The 14739-nt window shown below is 71.4% G+C and carries 13 protein-coding genes and 1 riboswitch; of the genes, 11 read left to right on the forward strand and 2 right to left on the reverse strand.

Going from position 1 to position 14739, the window contains the following annotated elements:
• The first annotated feature begins 178 nt into the window (after nt 1–178).
• From ACFQ8C_RS33735 to ACFQ8C_RS33780, 10 genes are all read left to right on the forward strand, one after another.
• On the forward strand, nt 179–787 hold the full coding sequence (locus ACFQ8C_RS33735) for a CDP-alcohol phosphatidyltransferase family protein (RefSeq protein ID WP_383465238.1): 609 nt from the start codon (nt 179–181) through the stop codon (nt 785–787).
• Between the two features lie 116 nt (nt 788–903).
• Nucleotides 904–3399 carry a sugar phosphate nucleotidyltransferase gene (locus ACFQ8C_RS33740; protein ID WP_383465240.1) on the forward strand — a complete coding sequence of 832 codons (2496 nt, stop codon included), beginning with the start codon at nt 904–906 and terminating at the stop codon, nt 3397–3399.
• Between the two features lie 101 nt (nt 3400–3500).
• On the forward strand, nt 3501–4430 hold the full coding sequence (locus ACFQ8C_RS33745; RefSeq protein WP_383465242.1) for a DUF881 domain-containing protein: 930 nt from the start codon (nt 3501–3503) through the stop codon (nt 4428–4430).
• Nucleotides 4427–4759 carry a small basic family protein gene (locus ACFQ8C_RS33750; RefSeq protein ID WP_030492461.1) on the forward strand — a complete coding sequence of 111 codons (333 nt, stop codon included), beginning with the start codon at nt 4427–4429 and terminating at the stop codon, nt 4757–4759. Before ACFQ8C_RS33745 ends, ACFQ8C_RS33750 begins: the two co-directional genes overlap by 4 nt.
• A gap of 5 nt (nt 4760–4764) precedes the next feature.
• On the forward strand, nt 4765–5736 hold the full coding sequence (locus tag ACFQ8C_RS33755) for a DUF881 domain-containing protein (RefSeq protein WP_383465244.1): 972 nt from the start codon (nt 4765–4767) through the stop codon (nt 5734–5736).
• A gap of 81 nt (nt 5737–5817) precedes the next feature.
• Nucleotides 5818–6762 (forward strand): FHA domain-containing protein, encoded by a 945-nt coding sequence (locus tag ACFQ8C_RS33760; RefSeq protein ID WP_383465258.1) that lies wholly within the window; start codon nt 5818–5820, stop codon nt 6760–6762.
• Between the two features lie 32 nt (nt 6763–6794).
• Nucleotides 6795–7553, forward strand: a complete 759-nt coding sequence (locus ACFQ8C_RS33765; protein ID WP_383465246.1) for a MerR family transcriptional regulator — start codon at nt 6795–6797, stop codon at nt 7551–7553.
• A 90-nt stretch (nt 7554–7643) separates the two neighbouring features.
• Nucleotides 7644–8111 (forward strand): bifunctional nuclease family protein, encoded by a 468-nt coding sequence (locus tag ACFQ8C_RS33770; RefSeq protein WP_383465248.1) that lies wholly within the window; start codon nt 7644–7646, stop codon nt 8109–8111.
• A gap of 200 nt (nt 8112–8311) precedes the next feature.
• The gene (locus tag ACFQ8C_RS33775) at nt 8312–8938 is read left to right on the forward strand and encodes a MerR family transcriptional regulator (RefSeq protein WP_383465250.1); all 627 of its coding nucleotides are present in this window, start codon (nt 8312–8314) and stop codon (nt 8936–8938) included.
• Between the two features lie 73 nt (nt 8939–9011).
• Nucleotides 9012–10490, forward strand: a complete 1479-nt coding sequence (locus ACFQ8C_RS33780) for a DNA polymerase IV (RefSeq protein ID WP_383465252.1) — start codon at nt 9012–9014, stop codon at nt 10488–10490.
• A 13-nt stretch (nt 10491–10503) separates the two neighbouring features.
• Here ACFQ8C_RS33780 and ACFQ8C_RS33785 read toward each other — a convergent pair whose 3' ends face one another.
• Nucleotides 10504–10875, reverse strand: a complete 372-nt coding sequence (locus ACFQ8C_RS33785; protein ID WP_383465254.1) for a PRC-barrel domain-containing protein — start codon at nt 10873–10875, stop codon at nt 10504–10506.
• Between the two features lie 113 nt (nt 10876–10988).
• Nucleotides 10989–11087, forward strand: a riboswitch (glycine riboswitch).
• A gap of 178 nt (nt 11088–11265) precedes the next feature.
• Here ACFQ8C_RS33785 and gcvP point away from each other — a divergent pair.
• Complete coding sequence (gene gcvP, locus ACFQ8C_RS33790; protein WP_383465256.1) at nt 11266–14151, forward strand: aminomethyl-transferring glycine dehydrogenase; 2886 nt, start codon at nt 11266–11268, stop codon at nt 14149–14151.
• A 69-nt stretch (nt 14152–14220) separates the two neighbouring features.
• Here the strand turns inward: gcvP and ACFQ8C_RS33795 are convergent, their stop codons facing one another.
• On the reverse strand, nt 14221–14427 hold the full coding sequence (locus tag ACFQ8C_RS33795; protein ID WP_043229447.1) for a DUF5999 family protein: 207 nt from the start codon (nt 14425–14427) through the stop codon (nt 14221–14223).
• Nucleotides 14428–14739 lie beyond the last annotated feature (312 nt).

Below are 14739 nucleotides of genomic sequence, written 5' to 3' on the forward strand. Positions count from 1 at the left end.
TGCAGGGGGGACCCTGTGGGAGAGTAGGACGCCGCCGAACAATCATTGTGGGAAAGCCCCGCACCTCATGGTGCGGGGCTTTTCTGCGTTTCCGGAGGACCCGGTGGGCGGAGGCGGTCTCGGCGGGAGGTAAGGTCAGGGGTCAACGTCGGTACGGTTCCGAGCAGGAGGCCCCCGGGTGGAGGTCCAGGAGACCGAGGTCCAGACGGACCGGGTCCTCACCATCCCCAACATTCTCAGCATGGCACGTCTCCTCGGCGTGCCGCTGTTCCTGTGGCTCATCCTCCGGCCGGAGTTCGGCGGGCCCAACAGCGACGTCTGGGCACTCCTCGTACTGATGCTCAGCGGCGTCAGCGATTACCTCGACGGCAAGCTCGCCCGGCGATGGAACCAGATCAGCAGCCTCGGCCGGCTGCTGGATCCGGCCGCCGACCGGCTGTACATCCTGTCCACGCTGGTGGGTCTCACCTGGCGCGAGATCCTGCCACTGTGGCTGACCGCGCTTCTTTTGGCGCGGGAAGCCATGCTGCTGGTCATGGTGGGAATCCTTCGCCGCCACGGTTACCCGCCGCCGCAGGTGAACTTCCTCGGGAAGGCCGCGACTTTCAACCTCATGTACGCCTTCCCGTTGCTGCTTCTCAGTGACGGAACCGGCTGGCTGGCGTCACTCGCTGAAGTTTTCGGATGGGCTTTCGCCGGATGGGGTACAACTCTGTATTGGTGGGCAGGGATCCTCTACGTGGTCCAGGTCCGTCGACTCGTGAAGGCGGATACCGCGGCCGATTGAGCCCGTCCGTCCCGTGCCGTGCAGCGTCGCCGGCAGGAACGAGGACGTCCGAGGGCCAGTGAGCGGACAGGGTCGGTCGGCAGGACCGTCGTCTCTTCAAGGAGGACGCTTCCGACATGAAGGCCGTCGTGATGGCCGGTGGCGAAGGAACCCGACTTCGCCCCATGACCTCGAGCATGCCCAAGCCTCTTCTGCCGGTGGTGAACCGGCCGATCATGGAGCACGTCCTGCGACTGCTCAAGAGGCACGGTCTCAACGAGACCGTCGTCACCGTGCAATTTCTCGCGTCACTCGTCAGGAACTACTTCGGCGACGGCGAGGAGCTCGGGATGGAGCTCACGTACGCCAACGAGGAGAAGCCTCTTGGCACAGCGGGCAGTGTGAAGAACGCCGAGGAAGCGTTGAAGGACGACGCCTTCCTCGTGATCTCGGGGGACGCCCTCACCGATTTCGATCTGACCGACCTGATCCGTTTCCACAAGGAGAAGGGCGCCCTCGTCACGGTCTGTCTGACGCGAGTGCCGAATCCGCTGGAATTCGGTATCACGATCGTCGACGAAGAGGGGCAGGTCGAGCGCTTTCTGGAGAAGCCGACCTGGGGGCAGGTTTTCTCCGACACGGTGAACACGGGCATCTACGTCATGGAGCCCGAGGTCTTCGACTACGTCGAGGCCGATGTTTCGGTCGACTGGTCCGGTGATGTGTTCCCGCGGCTGATGAAGGAAGGCAAGCCGATCTTCGGCTATGTCGCCGAGGGCTACTGGGAGGACGTCGGCACCCACGAGAGTTACGTCAAGGCACAGGCCGACGTCCTCGAAGGCAAGGTCCAGGTCGACATCGACGGCTTCGAGATCTCGCCCGGCGTGTGGGTCGCCGAGGGAGCGGAGGTGCACCCCGACGCGGTGCTGCGCGGACCGCTCTACATCGGGGACTACGCCAAGGTCGAGGCCGGCGCCGAGATCCGCGAGCACACCGTCGTCGGCTCCAACGTGGTGGTGAAGACCGGGGCCTTCCTGCACAAGGCGGTCGTCCACGACAACGTCTACATCGGACAGCAGAGCAATCTCCGCGGCTGCGTCATCGGCAAGAACACCGACGTCATGCGCGCGGCCCGCATCGAGGACGGCGCCGTGATCGGCGACGAGTGCATGATCGGTGAGGAATCGATCGTGCAGGGCAACGTCCGGGTCTACCCCTTCAAGACCATCGAGGCCGGTGCCTTCGTCAACACCTCGGTGATCTGGGAGTCCCGCGGGCAGGCCCACCTCTTCGGGGCCCGTGGGGTGTCCGGGATCCTCAACGTCGAGATCACGCCGGAGCTGGCCGTGCGGCTGGCGGGGGCGTACGCGACGACGCTGAAGAAGGGCTCCACCGTCACCACCGCGCGCGACCACTCGCGAGGCGCGCGTGCGCTCAAGCGGGCCGTGATCTCCGCGCTCCAGGCCAGTGCCATCGACGTACGGGACCTGGAGAACGTACCGCTGCCGGTGGCCCGGCAGCAGACGGCGCGGGGGAGCGCCGGCGGGATCATGGTGCGTACCTCTCCGGGGGTGCCGGACTCCGTCGACATCATGTTCTTCGACGAGCGGGGCGCGGATCTGTCGCAGGCCCGGCAGCGGAAGCTGGACCGGGTCTACGCGCGGCAGGAGTACCGGCGGGCCTTCCCCGGGGAGATCGGCGACCTGTCGTTCCCGGCGAGCGTCTTCGACTCGTACACCGGCTCGCTGCTGCGGAACGTCGATACGACCGGGGTCGCGGAGGCCGGGCTGAAGGTGGTCGTGGACGCGTCCAACGGGAGCGCGGGGCTCGTCCTGCCGAGTCTGCTCGGACGTCTCCAGGTGGATTCGCTGACGATCAACCCGGGGCTCGACGAGTCGCGGCCGACCGAGTCCGCGGAGCGCAGACGGGCCGGTCTCGTGCGGCTCGGGGAGATCGTGGCGTCGGCGCGGGCGGCGTTCGGCGTGCGGTTCGACCCGGTGGGCGAGCGGCTGTCGCTCGTCGACGAGCGGGGTCGGATCATCGAGGACGACCGGGCGCTGCTGGTGATGCTGGACCTGGTGGCGGCCGAGCGGCGGTCGGGGCGGGTCGCGCTGCCGGTGACCACGACCCGTATCGCCGAGCAGGTGGCGGCGTACCACGGCACTCAGGTCGAGTGGACGACCACCTCGCCCGACGACCTCACGCGGGTCGGCCGGCAGGAGTCGACGATCTTCGGCGGGGACGGGCGCGGCGGGTTCATCGTGCCCGAGTTCAGCAGCGTCTTCGACGGTGCCGCGGCCTTCGTGCGGCTCATCGGACTGGTGGCGCGGACGCAGCTCACGCTGAGCCAGATCGACGCCCGGATCCCGCAGGCGCACGTCATCAAGCGGGACCTCGCGACGCCGTGGGCGGTGAAGGGGCTGGTGATGCGGCGGGTGGTCGAGGCGGCGGGCAGCAGGTCGGTGGACACCACCGACGGCGTGCGGGTCGTGGAGGCCGACGGGCGGTGGGTGATGGTGCTGCCGGACCCCGCCGAGGCCGTCACCCATCTGTGGGCCGAGGGGCCCGACGACACCTCCGCGCAGGCGCTGCTCGACGAGTGGTCGCGGGTGGTCGAGAGCGCAGGTCGCTGACCGGAGGGCGGAGCGGGGCCGGACGGTGCCACCTCGGTGCCGTCCGGCCCTTCGTGGGGGCCATTCGGCGGTAGGGCGTGCGACGTGCGACGATGTGCGGCATGTCGCAGCAGCCCCCCGTTCGGAGCACCGGTTCTCCGCCCCCGCGCCCGGACGCGTCGATGTCGCTGCTGAACAACGTGATCGACCACGCGCTGGACGACGGGTACGCGGAGGCGACCGCGCGGCGCGAGGCCGAGGGCGGCTCCGTGCCGAAGCCGCTGCGGGCCAGGCTGGGTCTCGCGGCCGGTCTGGTGCTGGCCGCCGCCGTGGTGACGGTGGGTGCGGCCGAGGCCCGGATCTCGGCTCCGGTGGTCGCCAAGGAGCGCCAGGAGCTGATCGACCGGATCGAGGGCGAGAACGCGACGGCCGACGACCTGGAGCGGGACGTCGAGCGGATCCGCGCCGAGGTCGGCGAGCGGCAGCGCGTGGCGCTGGAACAGCACGGTGGCGACCAGGCGGAACTGGTGGCCCTGCTGTCCGGCGCGACCCCCGTGCAGGGGCCCGGGGTGAAGCTGGTGGTGGACGACGCCAAGGGGTCCGACAGCGGGGGCGGCGGGCCGCGCGAGAGCGCCGGCTTCTCCGACACCGGGCGGGTGCGCGACCGTGACATGCAGCGGGTGGTCAACGGGCTCTGGGAGTCGGGTGCGGAGGCCGTGTCGATCAACGGCCAGCGGCTGACCTCGCTCTCCGCGATCAGGGCCGCCGGTGAGGCCATACTCGTCGACAACCGGCCGCTGGTGCCGCCGTACACCGTGCTCGCCGTCGGGGACGGGCAGCGGCTGAGCACCGCCTTCCAGGACAGTGCCGACGGGCAGTACCTGCACGCGTTGGCCGAGAACTTCGGGATCCGCACCGGCATCTCGGTCGAGAGCGGGCTGAGCCTTCCGGCCGCGCCGAGCCTGATCGTACGTACAGCTGAGCCGAGGGGGGCCGGGGCGGCGACGCCGTCCGGTCGTGCCACGGCCGACAAGGGGAAGGCAACATCGTGATCGCCGTACTGGGCCTGATCGTCGGAGTCGTGGCGGGACTGCTGGTCCGGCCCGAGATCCCGGCGGTCGTCGAGCCCTATCTCCCGATCGCCGTGGTCGCCGCCCTCGACGCGGTCTTCGGCGGTCTGCGGGCCATGCTCGACGGGATCTTCGTCGACAAGGTCTTCGTCGTCTCCTTCCTGTCGAACGTGGTCGTGGCCGCGCTGATCGTCTTCCTCGGCGACAAGCTCGGTGTCGGCGCGCAGCTCTCCACCGGTGTCGTCGTCGTGCTCGGCATCCGGATCTTCTCCAACGCGGCCGCGATCCGCCGCCATGTCTTCCGGGCGTGAGGCCGATGAGTGTGAACCCGAACGAGAAGCCGGAGCAGGGCGACGAGGAGCCCGAGGTGCCCTCGGCGCCGAAGACGCCGAAGACGCCGGAGTCGCCGGTGCCCCCGGCGGGGCCGACGGGGCCGGTGCCCCCGGTGACGCCGGCGGCGGGTGAGCCGGTCGGTGGTGCGGAGGCGGTGGCGCCGGCCGTGGAGGGCGGTGAGAGCGCTCCCGAGGCCGCTGTGCCGTCCTCGGGCGGGGGCGCCGGTGCCGGGGCGCCGAGCGGCCGTCGGCGGCTCGCGGACGCCCTGTGGCCGCCGCGGGTGACGCGGGCCCAGCTGGTCGTGGCGCTGCTCCTCGCCTGTCTGGGCTTCGGCCTCGCCATCCAGGTCTCCTCGACCAGCGAGGGCAGCGCCCTGCGCGGGGCGCGGCAGGAGGACCTCGTACGGATCCTCGACGAGCTCGACGACCGTACGCAGCGCCTGGAGGACGAGAAGGCGCGGCTGGAGAAGCAGCGGTCGGAGCTGGAGTCGAGCTCCGACCAGGCCGAGGAGGCCCGTCGGCAGACGGCGGAGAAGGAGCGGCAGCTCGGGATCCTGGCCGGCACGGTGGCGGCCGAGGGGCCGGGCATCACGCTGACGGTGACCGATCCGGTCGGCGCGGTCGAGTCCGACATGCTCCTCGACGCCATCCAGGAGCTGCGGGCAGCGGGTGCGGAGGCGATCCAGGTCGACGGCGTGCGGGTGGTCGCGAACAGCTATTTCACAGGTGGCGGTGATGACATGCGGATCGATGGAACGCCGGTGACCGCTCCGTACGTCTTCAAGGTCATCGGCAAGCCCGAGGATCTGGAGCCCGCGCTCAACATCCCCGGTGGAGTCGTCCAGACCCTCGAGAAGGAGCAGGCCACGGCCACGGTGGAGCGGTCGGCGAAGATCGTCGTCGACGCCTTGCGACCCGTGAAGCGGCCTGACTACGCTCGGTCGTCCTCCCAGTGAGAGAGGGGGCGAGGGGTCCCGCGACATGGGCTGGAGCGTTGCGGGGGGTCGGCGCACCACAACGGTGGTGCGTGGTGGAAACTGTCCGGAGGATGCGGACGTTGTGAAGGTGTCCGGGTCGGCAGGTGTGATGGATCTCGGTTCGTCCTGCCCCACGGGCGGGTCTGTTTCGGTCAAGGGGAATCGCCCGTGAAGTTGTTTGCGAAGTTGTTCGGCAAGAGCGCACGCGAGGACGGCGGCAACGCCAGGCACCGTGCGCCGCGCCACGCCCAGAGCGAGGAGCAGGGCGGCGAGCGTCCGCTCTTCCGTGACGAGGTCGAGGGTCAGGGCGGTGACATTTCGGGCGCGCCGGGCGCGTCGTCTGTTGACCCCGCCGGTGCCGCGCGCATAGGTTTCGGTGAACCATCAACCTCAAGTGCGGGTGGAGGGTTTGCCTCCGATCCGTACGCGACCCAGACCTCCGCGGGACAGCCGCGGCAGGAGGACGCGTCCATGCCGGTGTGTACGAGGTGCGGTCACCGCAATACGCCGGACAGCCGGTTCTGCTCCCACTGCGGTACGCCGCTGCGGAGCGGGGTCGCCCCCGAGCGTCCCTCCGAGACGACGTCGACGATCTCGATCTCGGGCCTGGAGGCGTACGACGCGGAGACCACCGGCCAGATCGCGATGCCGGCGCTGTCCCCCGAGGCCCTCGCGGCCGTCGAGGCGCTGCCGCCCGGTTCCGCGCTCCTGGTGGTGCGCCGCGGTCCGAACTCGGGCAGCCGCTTCCTCCTGGACGGCGAGCTGACGACGGCCGGCCGGCACCCGCAGAGCGACATCTTCCTGGACGACTTCACGGTCTCCCGGCGGCACGTCGAGTTCCGCCGGCGCCAGGACGGCAGCTTCACCGTCGCCGACGTGGGCAGCCTCAACGGCACCTACCTCAACCGTGAGCCGATCGACTCCGACGTGGTGCTCAGCAACGGCGACGAGGTACAGATCGGCAAGTACCGGCTGGTCTTCTACGCGAGCCAGCGAGGCGTCTGACACGCCTGGCGGAGATCCTTCAGGAAAGGTCCATGGTGCGAACACCGACGGGCGGTGCCGGATCCGGCACCGCCACCGCGGGCGACCGGCTGGTGAGCATCGGCACCGTGCTGAGTCAGCTGCGGGCCGAGTTTCCCGAAGTGACGATCTCCAAGATCCGTTTCCTGGAGGCCGAGGGGCTCGTCGAGCCGCGCCGTACGGCCTCCGGGTACCGGAAGTTCAGCCCGGAGGACGTGGAGCGGCTCGCCGCCGTCCTGCGGATGCAGCGGGACCACTATCTTCCGCTGAAGGTCATCAGGGAGCACCTCGACGCCCTCGCCCGGGGTGAGCAGGTGAAGCTCCCGGTGCCCGGTCGGCGCCGGGACCTGCTGGACGGGCTGCTCGACGGGCTCGCGGAGGACGAGGACGGCGAGCGGCCGACCGCCGCGCGCCTGGGCCGGCCCGAGCTGGTCGCCGCGGCCGGGGTCACCGAGGCCGAGCTGGTGGAGTGGGAGTCGTACGGCCTGATCGGCGAGAGCGAGGGCGGCGGCTACGACGCGGAGAGCGTCAACGTGGCCAGGATCGTGGCCGATCTCGGGCGGTTCGGGCTGGAGCCCCGGCACCTGCGGGCCGTGAAGGCCTCGGCGGACCGGGAGGCGGGGCTGATCGAGCAGGTCGTGGCGCCGCTGCGCCGGCACCGCAATCCGCAGACCAGGGCGCACGCGGAGGAGACGGCCGCCGATCTGGCGCAGCTGTCGGTGCGGCTGCACGCCGCGCTGGTGCAGACGGCGCTCGGGATCCGGCTCCAGTGACGGTCGCGGAGGGCTCCGCGACGGGGTGCGGGCGGCGCTGAGCGGGGGCCCGACTATCCAAACCGGTCGGGCACGTCCTAGGGTTGCTGTGTGAACGAGCTCGACGTTGTGGGTGTCCGGGTGGAAATGCCCTCCAACCAGCCGATCGTGCTCCTGCGCGAGGTGGGAGGCGACCGGTACCTTCCCATCTGGATCGGACCCGGCGAGGCGACCGCGATCGCCTTCGCCCAGCAGGGCATGGCCCCGCCGAGGCCGCTGACGCACGACCTTTTCAAGGACGTGCTGGAGGCCGTGGGGCAGGAGCTGACCCAGGTCCGCATCACCGACCTGCGGGACGGGGTCTTCTACGCCGAGCTGGTCTTCGCCAGCGGTGTGGAGGTGAGCGCGCGGCCGTCGGACGCGATAGCCCTGGCGCTGCGGACCGGTTCGCCGATCTTCGGCAGCGACGGCGTCCTCGACGACGCCGGGATCGCGATCCCCGACGAGCAGGAGGACGAGGTGGAGAAGTTCCGCGAGTTCCTCGACCAGATCTCTCCGGAGGACTTCGGGGGCCAGTGAGGCGGTGCTCCCGGTGGGAGCGCGGCCGGGGCGACCGGAGGGCGCTGTCGGCGCATTCGAGTAGCCTTTCCCCGGAGTGGGATACGTGAAACCACTCTCTGGGTGATTATCACTCGGCGTGCCGAGTGTGGCGATCGTTGACGCACCCCTAGCGACTGCCTACCTTCGAGTGGGCAGGTCAAGGACGGAGGGTCGGCGTGATGAGCAGCGCGGACGGTACGGCAGGGGGCTCGCTCGGACGCGCGTCCGGGGAGAGCGCTCCGTATCCGCTTCACGGCAGTGTGGGCGACTTCGGCGGCGTCGGTACGGAGCAGGGCGCCGGGGTGGCCGACGAGGCGATCGGGTACCGCGGCCCCACGGCCTGCGCGGCCGCCGGCATCACCTACCGCCAGTTGGACTACTGGGCGCGCACCGGGCTCGTCGAGCCGAGCGTGCGGCCGGCGTACGGCTCGGGGACGCAGCGGCTCTACAGCTTCCGGGACGTCGTCGTCCTGAAGATCGTCAAGCGGTTCCTCGACACGGGCGTCGCCCTCCAGAACATCCGGGCCGCCGTGCAGCACCTGCGTGCCCGCGGCTTCCGCGACCTGGAGCGGATGACGTTGATGAGCGACGGGGCGACCGTCTACGAGTGCTCCTCGCCCGACGAGGTCGTCTCGCTGCTCCAGGGCGGGCAGGGCGTCTTCGGGATCGCGGTGGGGGTCGTGTGGCGGGACGTCGAGGCGGCGCTCTCGCAGCTGCACGGGGAGCGCGTCGACACCGGCGAGACGCTGGTGGGGCACAACCCGCAGGACGAGCTGGCGCGCCGCCGCCGCGACCGGGCCGTCTGAGGTTCCCCGCCGGGACCGGTGCGGGCGCTGCCCGTACCGGCGGTTGTCAGTGGTGTGAGGCAGGATCGGAGCCGTGAGAGCCGCCCCCACGATCCTCCATCTGGACATGGACGCCTTCTTCGCCGCCGCCGAGCAGGCGTCGAAGCCGAGCCTGCGCGGCAAACCCGTGGTCGTGGGCGGGCTGGGGCCGCGTGGAGTGGTCGCCACCGCCTCGTACGAGGCGCGGCGCTTCGGCGTGCACTCGGCGATGCCGATGGGGCAGGCGCGGCGGCTCGCGCCCAACGCCGCGTACCTGGTGCCGCGCTTCGCCTTCTACCGGGCGATCAGCGGACAGGTGATGGAGCTCCTGGGCAGGCTGTCGCCGCTGGTGGAGCCGCTCAGCCTGGACGAGGCCTTCGTGGACCTGGAGGCCGGGGGGCTGGCGGAGGACAGCGTGAGCGCGCGGGCGGTGGGGGAGCGGCTGCGGGCCGAGATCCTGGCGACGACCGGGCTGACGGGGTCGGTGGGGCTCGCGGGCTCCAAGATGCTGGCGAAGATCGCCTCGGAGGAGGCCAAGCCGGACGGGCTGGTGCTCTTCGAGCCGGGGACGGAGCGGGCGCTGCTCGCGCCCCGGTCGGTGCGGATCATCCCCGGGGTGGGGCCGGCCACCGGCGACCATCTGCGGCGGGCGGGGATCACCACGGTCGCGGATGTCGCGGAGGCGGGCGAGGACGAGCTCGTGCGGATCCTGGGGCGGTCGCACGGGGCCTCGCTGTACCGGATGGCGCTCGGGCACGACGACCGGCCGGTGGTGGCCGAGCGGGACGCCAAGTCGGTCTCCGTGGAGGACACCTTCGACATCGACCTGCACGACCGGCTGCGGATCAGGCTGGAGGTGGAGCGGCTGGCGGAGCGGTGCGTGGCGCGGTTGCGGCGCTCGGGGCACTCGGGGCGGACGATCGTGCTGAAGGTGCGGCGGTACGACTTCTCGACGCTGACCCGCTCCGAGACGTTGCGGGGGCCGACGGACGATCCGCTGGTGGTGCGGGAGGCGGCGGAGCGGCTCCTCGAACTCGTGGACACGACGGGTGGGGTGCGGCTGCTGGGCGTCGGGGTGAGCGGGCTCGCCGACTACACGCAGGAGGACCTGTTCGCGCAGGCGGAGGCGGAGGCCGGGGCGCAGGGGGAAGCGCGGGCCGAAGCGGGGGCGGGGGCCTCGGGCGAGGGCGCGGCGAGCGGGGCGAGCGGGGCTGGTGTGGCGGTGGGGGTGCCCGGGAACGTGGTGCCGGCCCCGGCGGCCGACGGGCCGCCGGCCGCCACCGAGACCGCGATACGGGGGTGGGCGCCGGGGCACGACGTGCGGCACGCGGTCCTCGGGGCGGGCTGGGTCCAGGGCAGCGGGCTCGGGAGGGTCACCGTCCGCTTCGAGGAGCCCGGCGCCAGGGTTCCGGGGCGGGTGCGCACCTTCCCGGTGGACGATCCCGCGCTGGAGCCGGCGGATCCGCTGCCGCTGGTGCCGGGCGGGGCGACGGGGGCGGAGCGGGCCGCCCCGGTCGTCCGCACGGGTGAGTGAGCCCGGGACGGCCCTACGCGGCGTCGTCCTGGCCGGCGAGCCGGCCGAAGTCGGGGATCGTGTCCGGCGGGGGCGGCAGCGTCAGCTCGTAGTGGCGGTAGAGCTGGAGTTCCTGCTCGGGGGAGAGGTGGCGGCCCACGCCGAAGTCGGGGGCGTCCTTGATCAGGGAGCGCTCGAAGGGGATGTGGAGTCCGTCGTCGGTCAGTTCGCTGGGCTCCAGGGGGACGAACGCGTCCCTGCTGAACAGGCCGGTGCGGACGGCGGCCCACTCGGGGATGCCGGTCGCGTCGTCCAGGTACACCTCGTCCACGGTTCCGATCTTGTGTCCGTTCCGGTCGAACGCCTTGCGGCCGATCAGGCTGCGCGGATCGATGTCGGTCTGCACGGTCCCTCCAACTGGTCGCAACTGCTCTACACCCCTACGAAAGTGCACATCTGGGATGTCGGCCACTTGAGCGATGGGAGGGACAACCGCGCTGGTAGGCTGGCTGTGGCTGTCGACACCGTGCGGGAGAGTCCACCGGAGAGGTTTCCGGTGGCGCCGAAGGAGCAAATCCTCCCCGGAATCTCTCAGGCACCCGGTACCGCGCGGGCGAGGTCACTCTGGAAAGCAGGGCGGGAGTCCGACGGCATCCGCTCTCACCGACGGTGAAAGTCGGCGTGCCCCCGGGCGTGCCGGTGAAGCTCTCAGGTTGAGATGACAGAGGGGGAGGCCGTCCGGGCACCCGCGCCGTGGTGCCCCTCGCAGGTCGTGAGACCAGGAGGCCCCCGCATCATGACCGCCAACCGCACCCCGCTCTCCGAGCTCGAGCAGGGCATCCCCTTCGAGCAGCGGCACATCGGACCCGACGCCGAGGCGCGGGCCAAGATGCTCGCCCAGGTCGGCTACGGCTCGCTCGACGAGCTGACGGCCGCCGCGGTGCCGGACGTCATCAAGAACGCCGAGGCGCTGGACCTGCCCGGTGCCCGCACCGAGGCCGAGGTCCTCGCCGAGCTGCGTTCCCTCGCCGGCCGCAACGAGGTCCTGGCCCCGATGATCGGCCTCGGCTACTACGGCACCTTCACCCCGCCGGTGATCCTCCGCAACGTCATGGAGAACCCGGCCTGGTACACGGCGTACACGCCCTACCAGCCGGAGATCTCGCAGGGCCGCCTGGAGGCGCTGCTCAACTTCCAGACGATGGTCGCCGACCTCACCGGTCTGCCGACCTCCGGCGCCTCCCTCCTCGACGAGGGCACCGCCGCCGCCGAGGCCATGTCGCTGGCGCGCCGCGTCGGCAAGGTGAAGAACGGCGTCTTCCTGGTCGACGCCGACGCCCTGCCGCAGACCATCGCCGTGATCGAGACCCGCGCCGAGCCGACCGGCGTCGAGGTCGTCGTCGCCGACCTGAGCGAGGGCATCCCCGCCGAGGTCGCCGAGCGCGGTGTCTTCGGCGTGCTCATCCAGTACCCGGGCGCCTCCGGTGCCGTCCGCGACATCAAGCCGCTGATCGACGCCGCGCACGAGCTCGGCGCGATCGTGACCGTCGCCGCCGACCTGCTCGCGCTCACCCTGCTCGTCTCGCCCGGCTCGCTCGGCGCCGACATCGCCGTCGGCACGACCCAGCGCTTCGGCGTCCCGATGGGCTTCGGCGGCCCGCACGCCGGCTACATGGCCGTCCAGGACAAGCACGCCCGCTCGCTGCCCGGCCGGCTCGTCGGCGTCTCCGTCGACGCCGACGGCAACAAGGCGTACCGCCTCGCCCTGCAGACGCGCGAGCAGCACATCCGCCGCGAGAAGGCCACCAGCAACATCTGCACCGCGCAGGTGCTCCTCGCCGTCATGGCCGGCATGTACGCCGTCTACCACGGCCCGGACGGGCTGCGGCAGATCGCCCAGCGCACCCACCGGTACGCCGCGATCCTCGCCGCCGGACTGACCGCCGCGGGCGTCGAGCTGACCCAGGGCGCGTTCTTCGACACGATCACCGCCCGGGTGCCCGGCCGCGCCGACGCCGTCGTCGCCGCCGCCCGCGAGGCCGGTGTCAACCTGTACCGCGTCGACGCCGACCACGTCTCCGCCTCCTGCGACGAGACCACCGGCCGCGAGCAGCTCGCCGCCGTCTGGGGCGCCTTCGGCGTCACCGCCGACGTCGAGGCCCTGGACGCCGGCACCGAGGACGGTCTCCCGGCCCCGCTGCTGCGCTCCGACGCCTACCTCACCCACCCGGTCTTCCACGCGCACCGCTCCGAGACCTCGATGCTGCGCTACCTGCGCCGGCTCTCGGACCGCGACTACGCGCTGGACCGCGGCATGATCCCGCTCGGCTCCTGCACCATGAAGCTGAACGCGACCACCGAGATGGAGCCGGTGACCTGGCCCGAGTTCGGCCAGATCCACCCCTTCGCGCCGATCGGGCAGGCCCAGGGCTACGTCACGCTCATCACCGAGCTGGAGGAGCGCCTGGCCGAGGTCACCGGCTACGACAAGGTCTCGATCCAGCCGAACGCCGGTTCGCAGGGCGAGCTGGCCGGTCTCCTCGCGGTCCGCGCCTACCACCGCGCCAACGGCGACGAGCAGCGCACGGTCTGTCTCATCCCGTCCTCCGCGCACGGCACCAACGCGGCCTCCGCCGTGATGGCCGGCATGAAGGTCGTCGTCGTGAAGACCGCCGAGGACGGCGAGGTCGACGTCGAGGACCTGCGTGCCAAGATCGCGCAGCACCGCGACGAGCTCTCCGTGCTCATGATCACCTACCCGTCGACGCACGGCGTCTTCGAGGAGCACGTCGCCGACATCTGCGCCGAGGTCCACGAGGCCGGCGGCCAGGTGTACGTCGACGGCGCCAACCTCAACGCGCTGGTCGGCCTCGCCAAGCCGGGTCACTTCGGCGGCGACGTCTCGCACCTCAACCTGCACAAGACCTTCTGCATCCCGCACGGCGGCGGCGGCCCCGGCGTCGGCCCGGTCGGCGTCCGCGCCCACCTCGCCCCGTACCTGCCGAACCACCCGCTCCAGCCCACCGCGGGCCCGGAGACCGGTGTCGGCCCGATCTCGGCCGCCCCGTGGGGCTCCGCCGGCATCCTGCCCATCTCCTGGACGTACGTCCGCCTGATGGGCGGCGAGGGCCTCAAGCGCGCCACCCAGGTCGCCGTCCTCGCGGCGAACTACATCGCCAAGCGCCTGGAGCCGCACTACCCGGTGCTCTACACCGGCCCGGCGGGGCTCGTCGCCCACGAGTGCATCGTCGACCTGCGGCCGCTGACCAAGGCGACCGGCGTCACCGTCGACGACATCGCCAAGCGCCTGATCGACTACGGCTTCCACGCGCCGACCATGTCCTTCCCGGTCGCCGGCACGCTGATGATCGAGCCGACCGAGTCCGAGGACCTGGCCGAGCTGGACCGTTTCTGCGACACGATGATCGCGATCCGCGCCGAGATCGAGAAGGTCGGCTCCGGCGAGTGGCCCGCCGAGGACAACCCGCTGCGCAACGCCCCGCACACCGCGGCCGCGCTGGGCGGCGAGTGGGACCACGCCTACGACCGTGACGTGGCGGTCTTCCCGGCCGGGGTCTCGGCCGCCGGCAAGTACTGGCCGCCGGTCCGCCGCATCGACGGCGCCTTCGGCGACCGGAACCTGGTCTGCTCCTGCCCGCCGCTGGACGAGTACGACCACTGACCGCGGGCATGACAGAGGGCCGGTCCGGAGTCTTCTCCGGGCCGGCCCTCGTCGTCACCCGGCGGCGGCTCAGGCCGCCGTCGTCACCCGGCCCGTCGTCAGCGGCCGGTGCGGCGCGATGATCTGCCCGTCCGGCAGCAGTTCGCCGGTGTCCTCGAAGAGCAGGACACCGTTGCACAGCAGGCTCCATCCCTGCTCCGGGTGGCACGCCACCGGGGCGGCGGCCTCACGGTCGGCGGAGTCGGCGGTGGGACAGGCAGGCTGGTGCTGGCACATGGATGGGTTCTTTCGCTGCGTCGTGGTGGATGTCCTGCGGCTGTACGCGCTCATGGCCGCCCCCGTCGGTCGGTTCGGTTCCGGTCCCAGTCTTGCCGCACGGACGGCCTTCCGCAGGGATTTCGCGTCAGCTCGTCCTCTCCTGGGAAGACGCATCACCCGCAGGGGCGGTTCAGGTCAACGTCCCCGCCTTTTCGGGTGGTTAGGGGTGGCCCGAGCGGGCTAGTCCGTCCGGGAGGAGTGTTCGGAAACGGCGTTCGGACGGCGGCCGCCCACGACCGCACCGCCCCGCGACCCGGGCGGGTCGCGGGG

Source organism: Streptomyces sp. NPDC056503, from assembly GCF_042794995.1.
In the GTDB taxonomy this organism is placed as follows: Bacteria; Actinomycetota; Actinomycetes; order Streptomycetales; family Streptomycetaceae; genus Streptomyces.

Coding starts and splice junctions, on each gene's coding strand:
- ACFQ8C_RS33740 (WP_383465240.1), top strand. CDS start 904: ATGAAGGCCGTCGTGATGGCCGGTGGCGAAGGAACCCGACTTCGCCCC.
- ACFQ8C_RS33745 (WP_383465242.1), top strand. CDS start 3,501: ATGTCGCAGCAGCCCCCCGTTCGGAGCACCGGTTCTCCGCCCCCGCGC.
- ACFQ8C_RS33755 (WP_383465244.1), top strand. CDS start 4,765: ATGAGTGTGAACCCGAACGAGAAGCCGGAGCAGGGCGACGAGGAGCCC.
- ACFQ8C_RS33765 (WP_383465246.1), top strand. CDS start 6,795: ATGGTGCGAACACCGACGGGCGGTGCCGGATCCGGCACCGCCACCGCG.
- ACFQ8C_RS33775 (WP_383465250.1), top strand. CDS start 8,312: ATGAGCAGCGCGGACGGTACGGCAGGGGGCTCGCTCGGACGCGCGTCC.
- gcvP (WP_383465256.1), top strand. CDS start 11,266: ATGACCGCCAACCGCACCCCGCTCTCCGAGCTCGAGCAGGGCATCCCC.
- ACFQ8C_RS33795 (WP_043229447.1), bottom strand. CDS start 14,427: ATGTGCCAGCACCAGCCTGCCTGTCCCACCGCCGACTCCGCCGACCGT.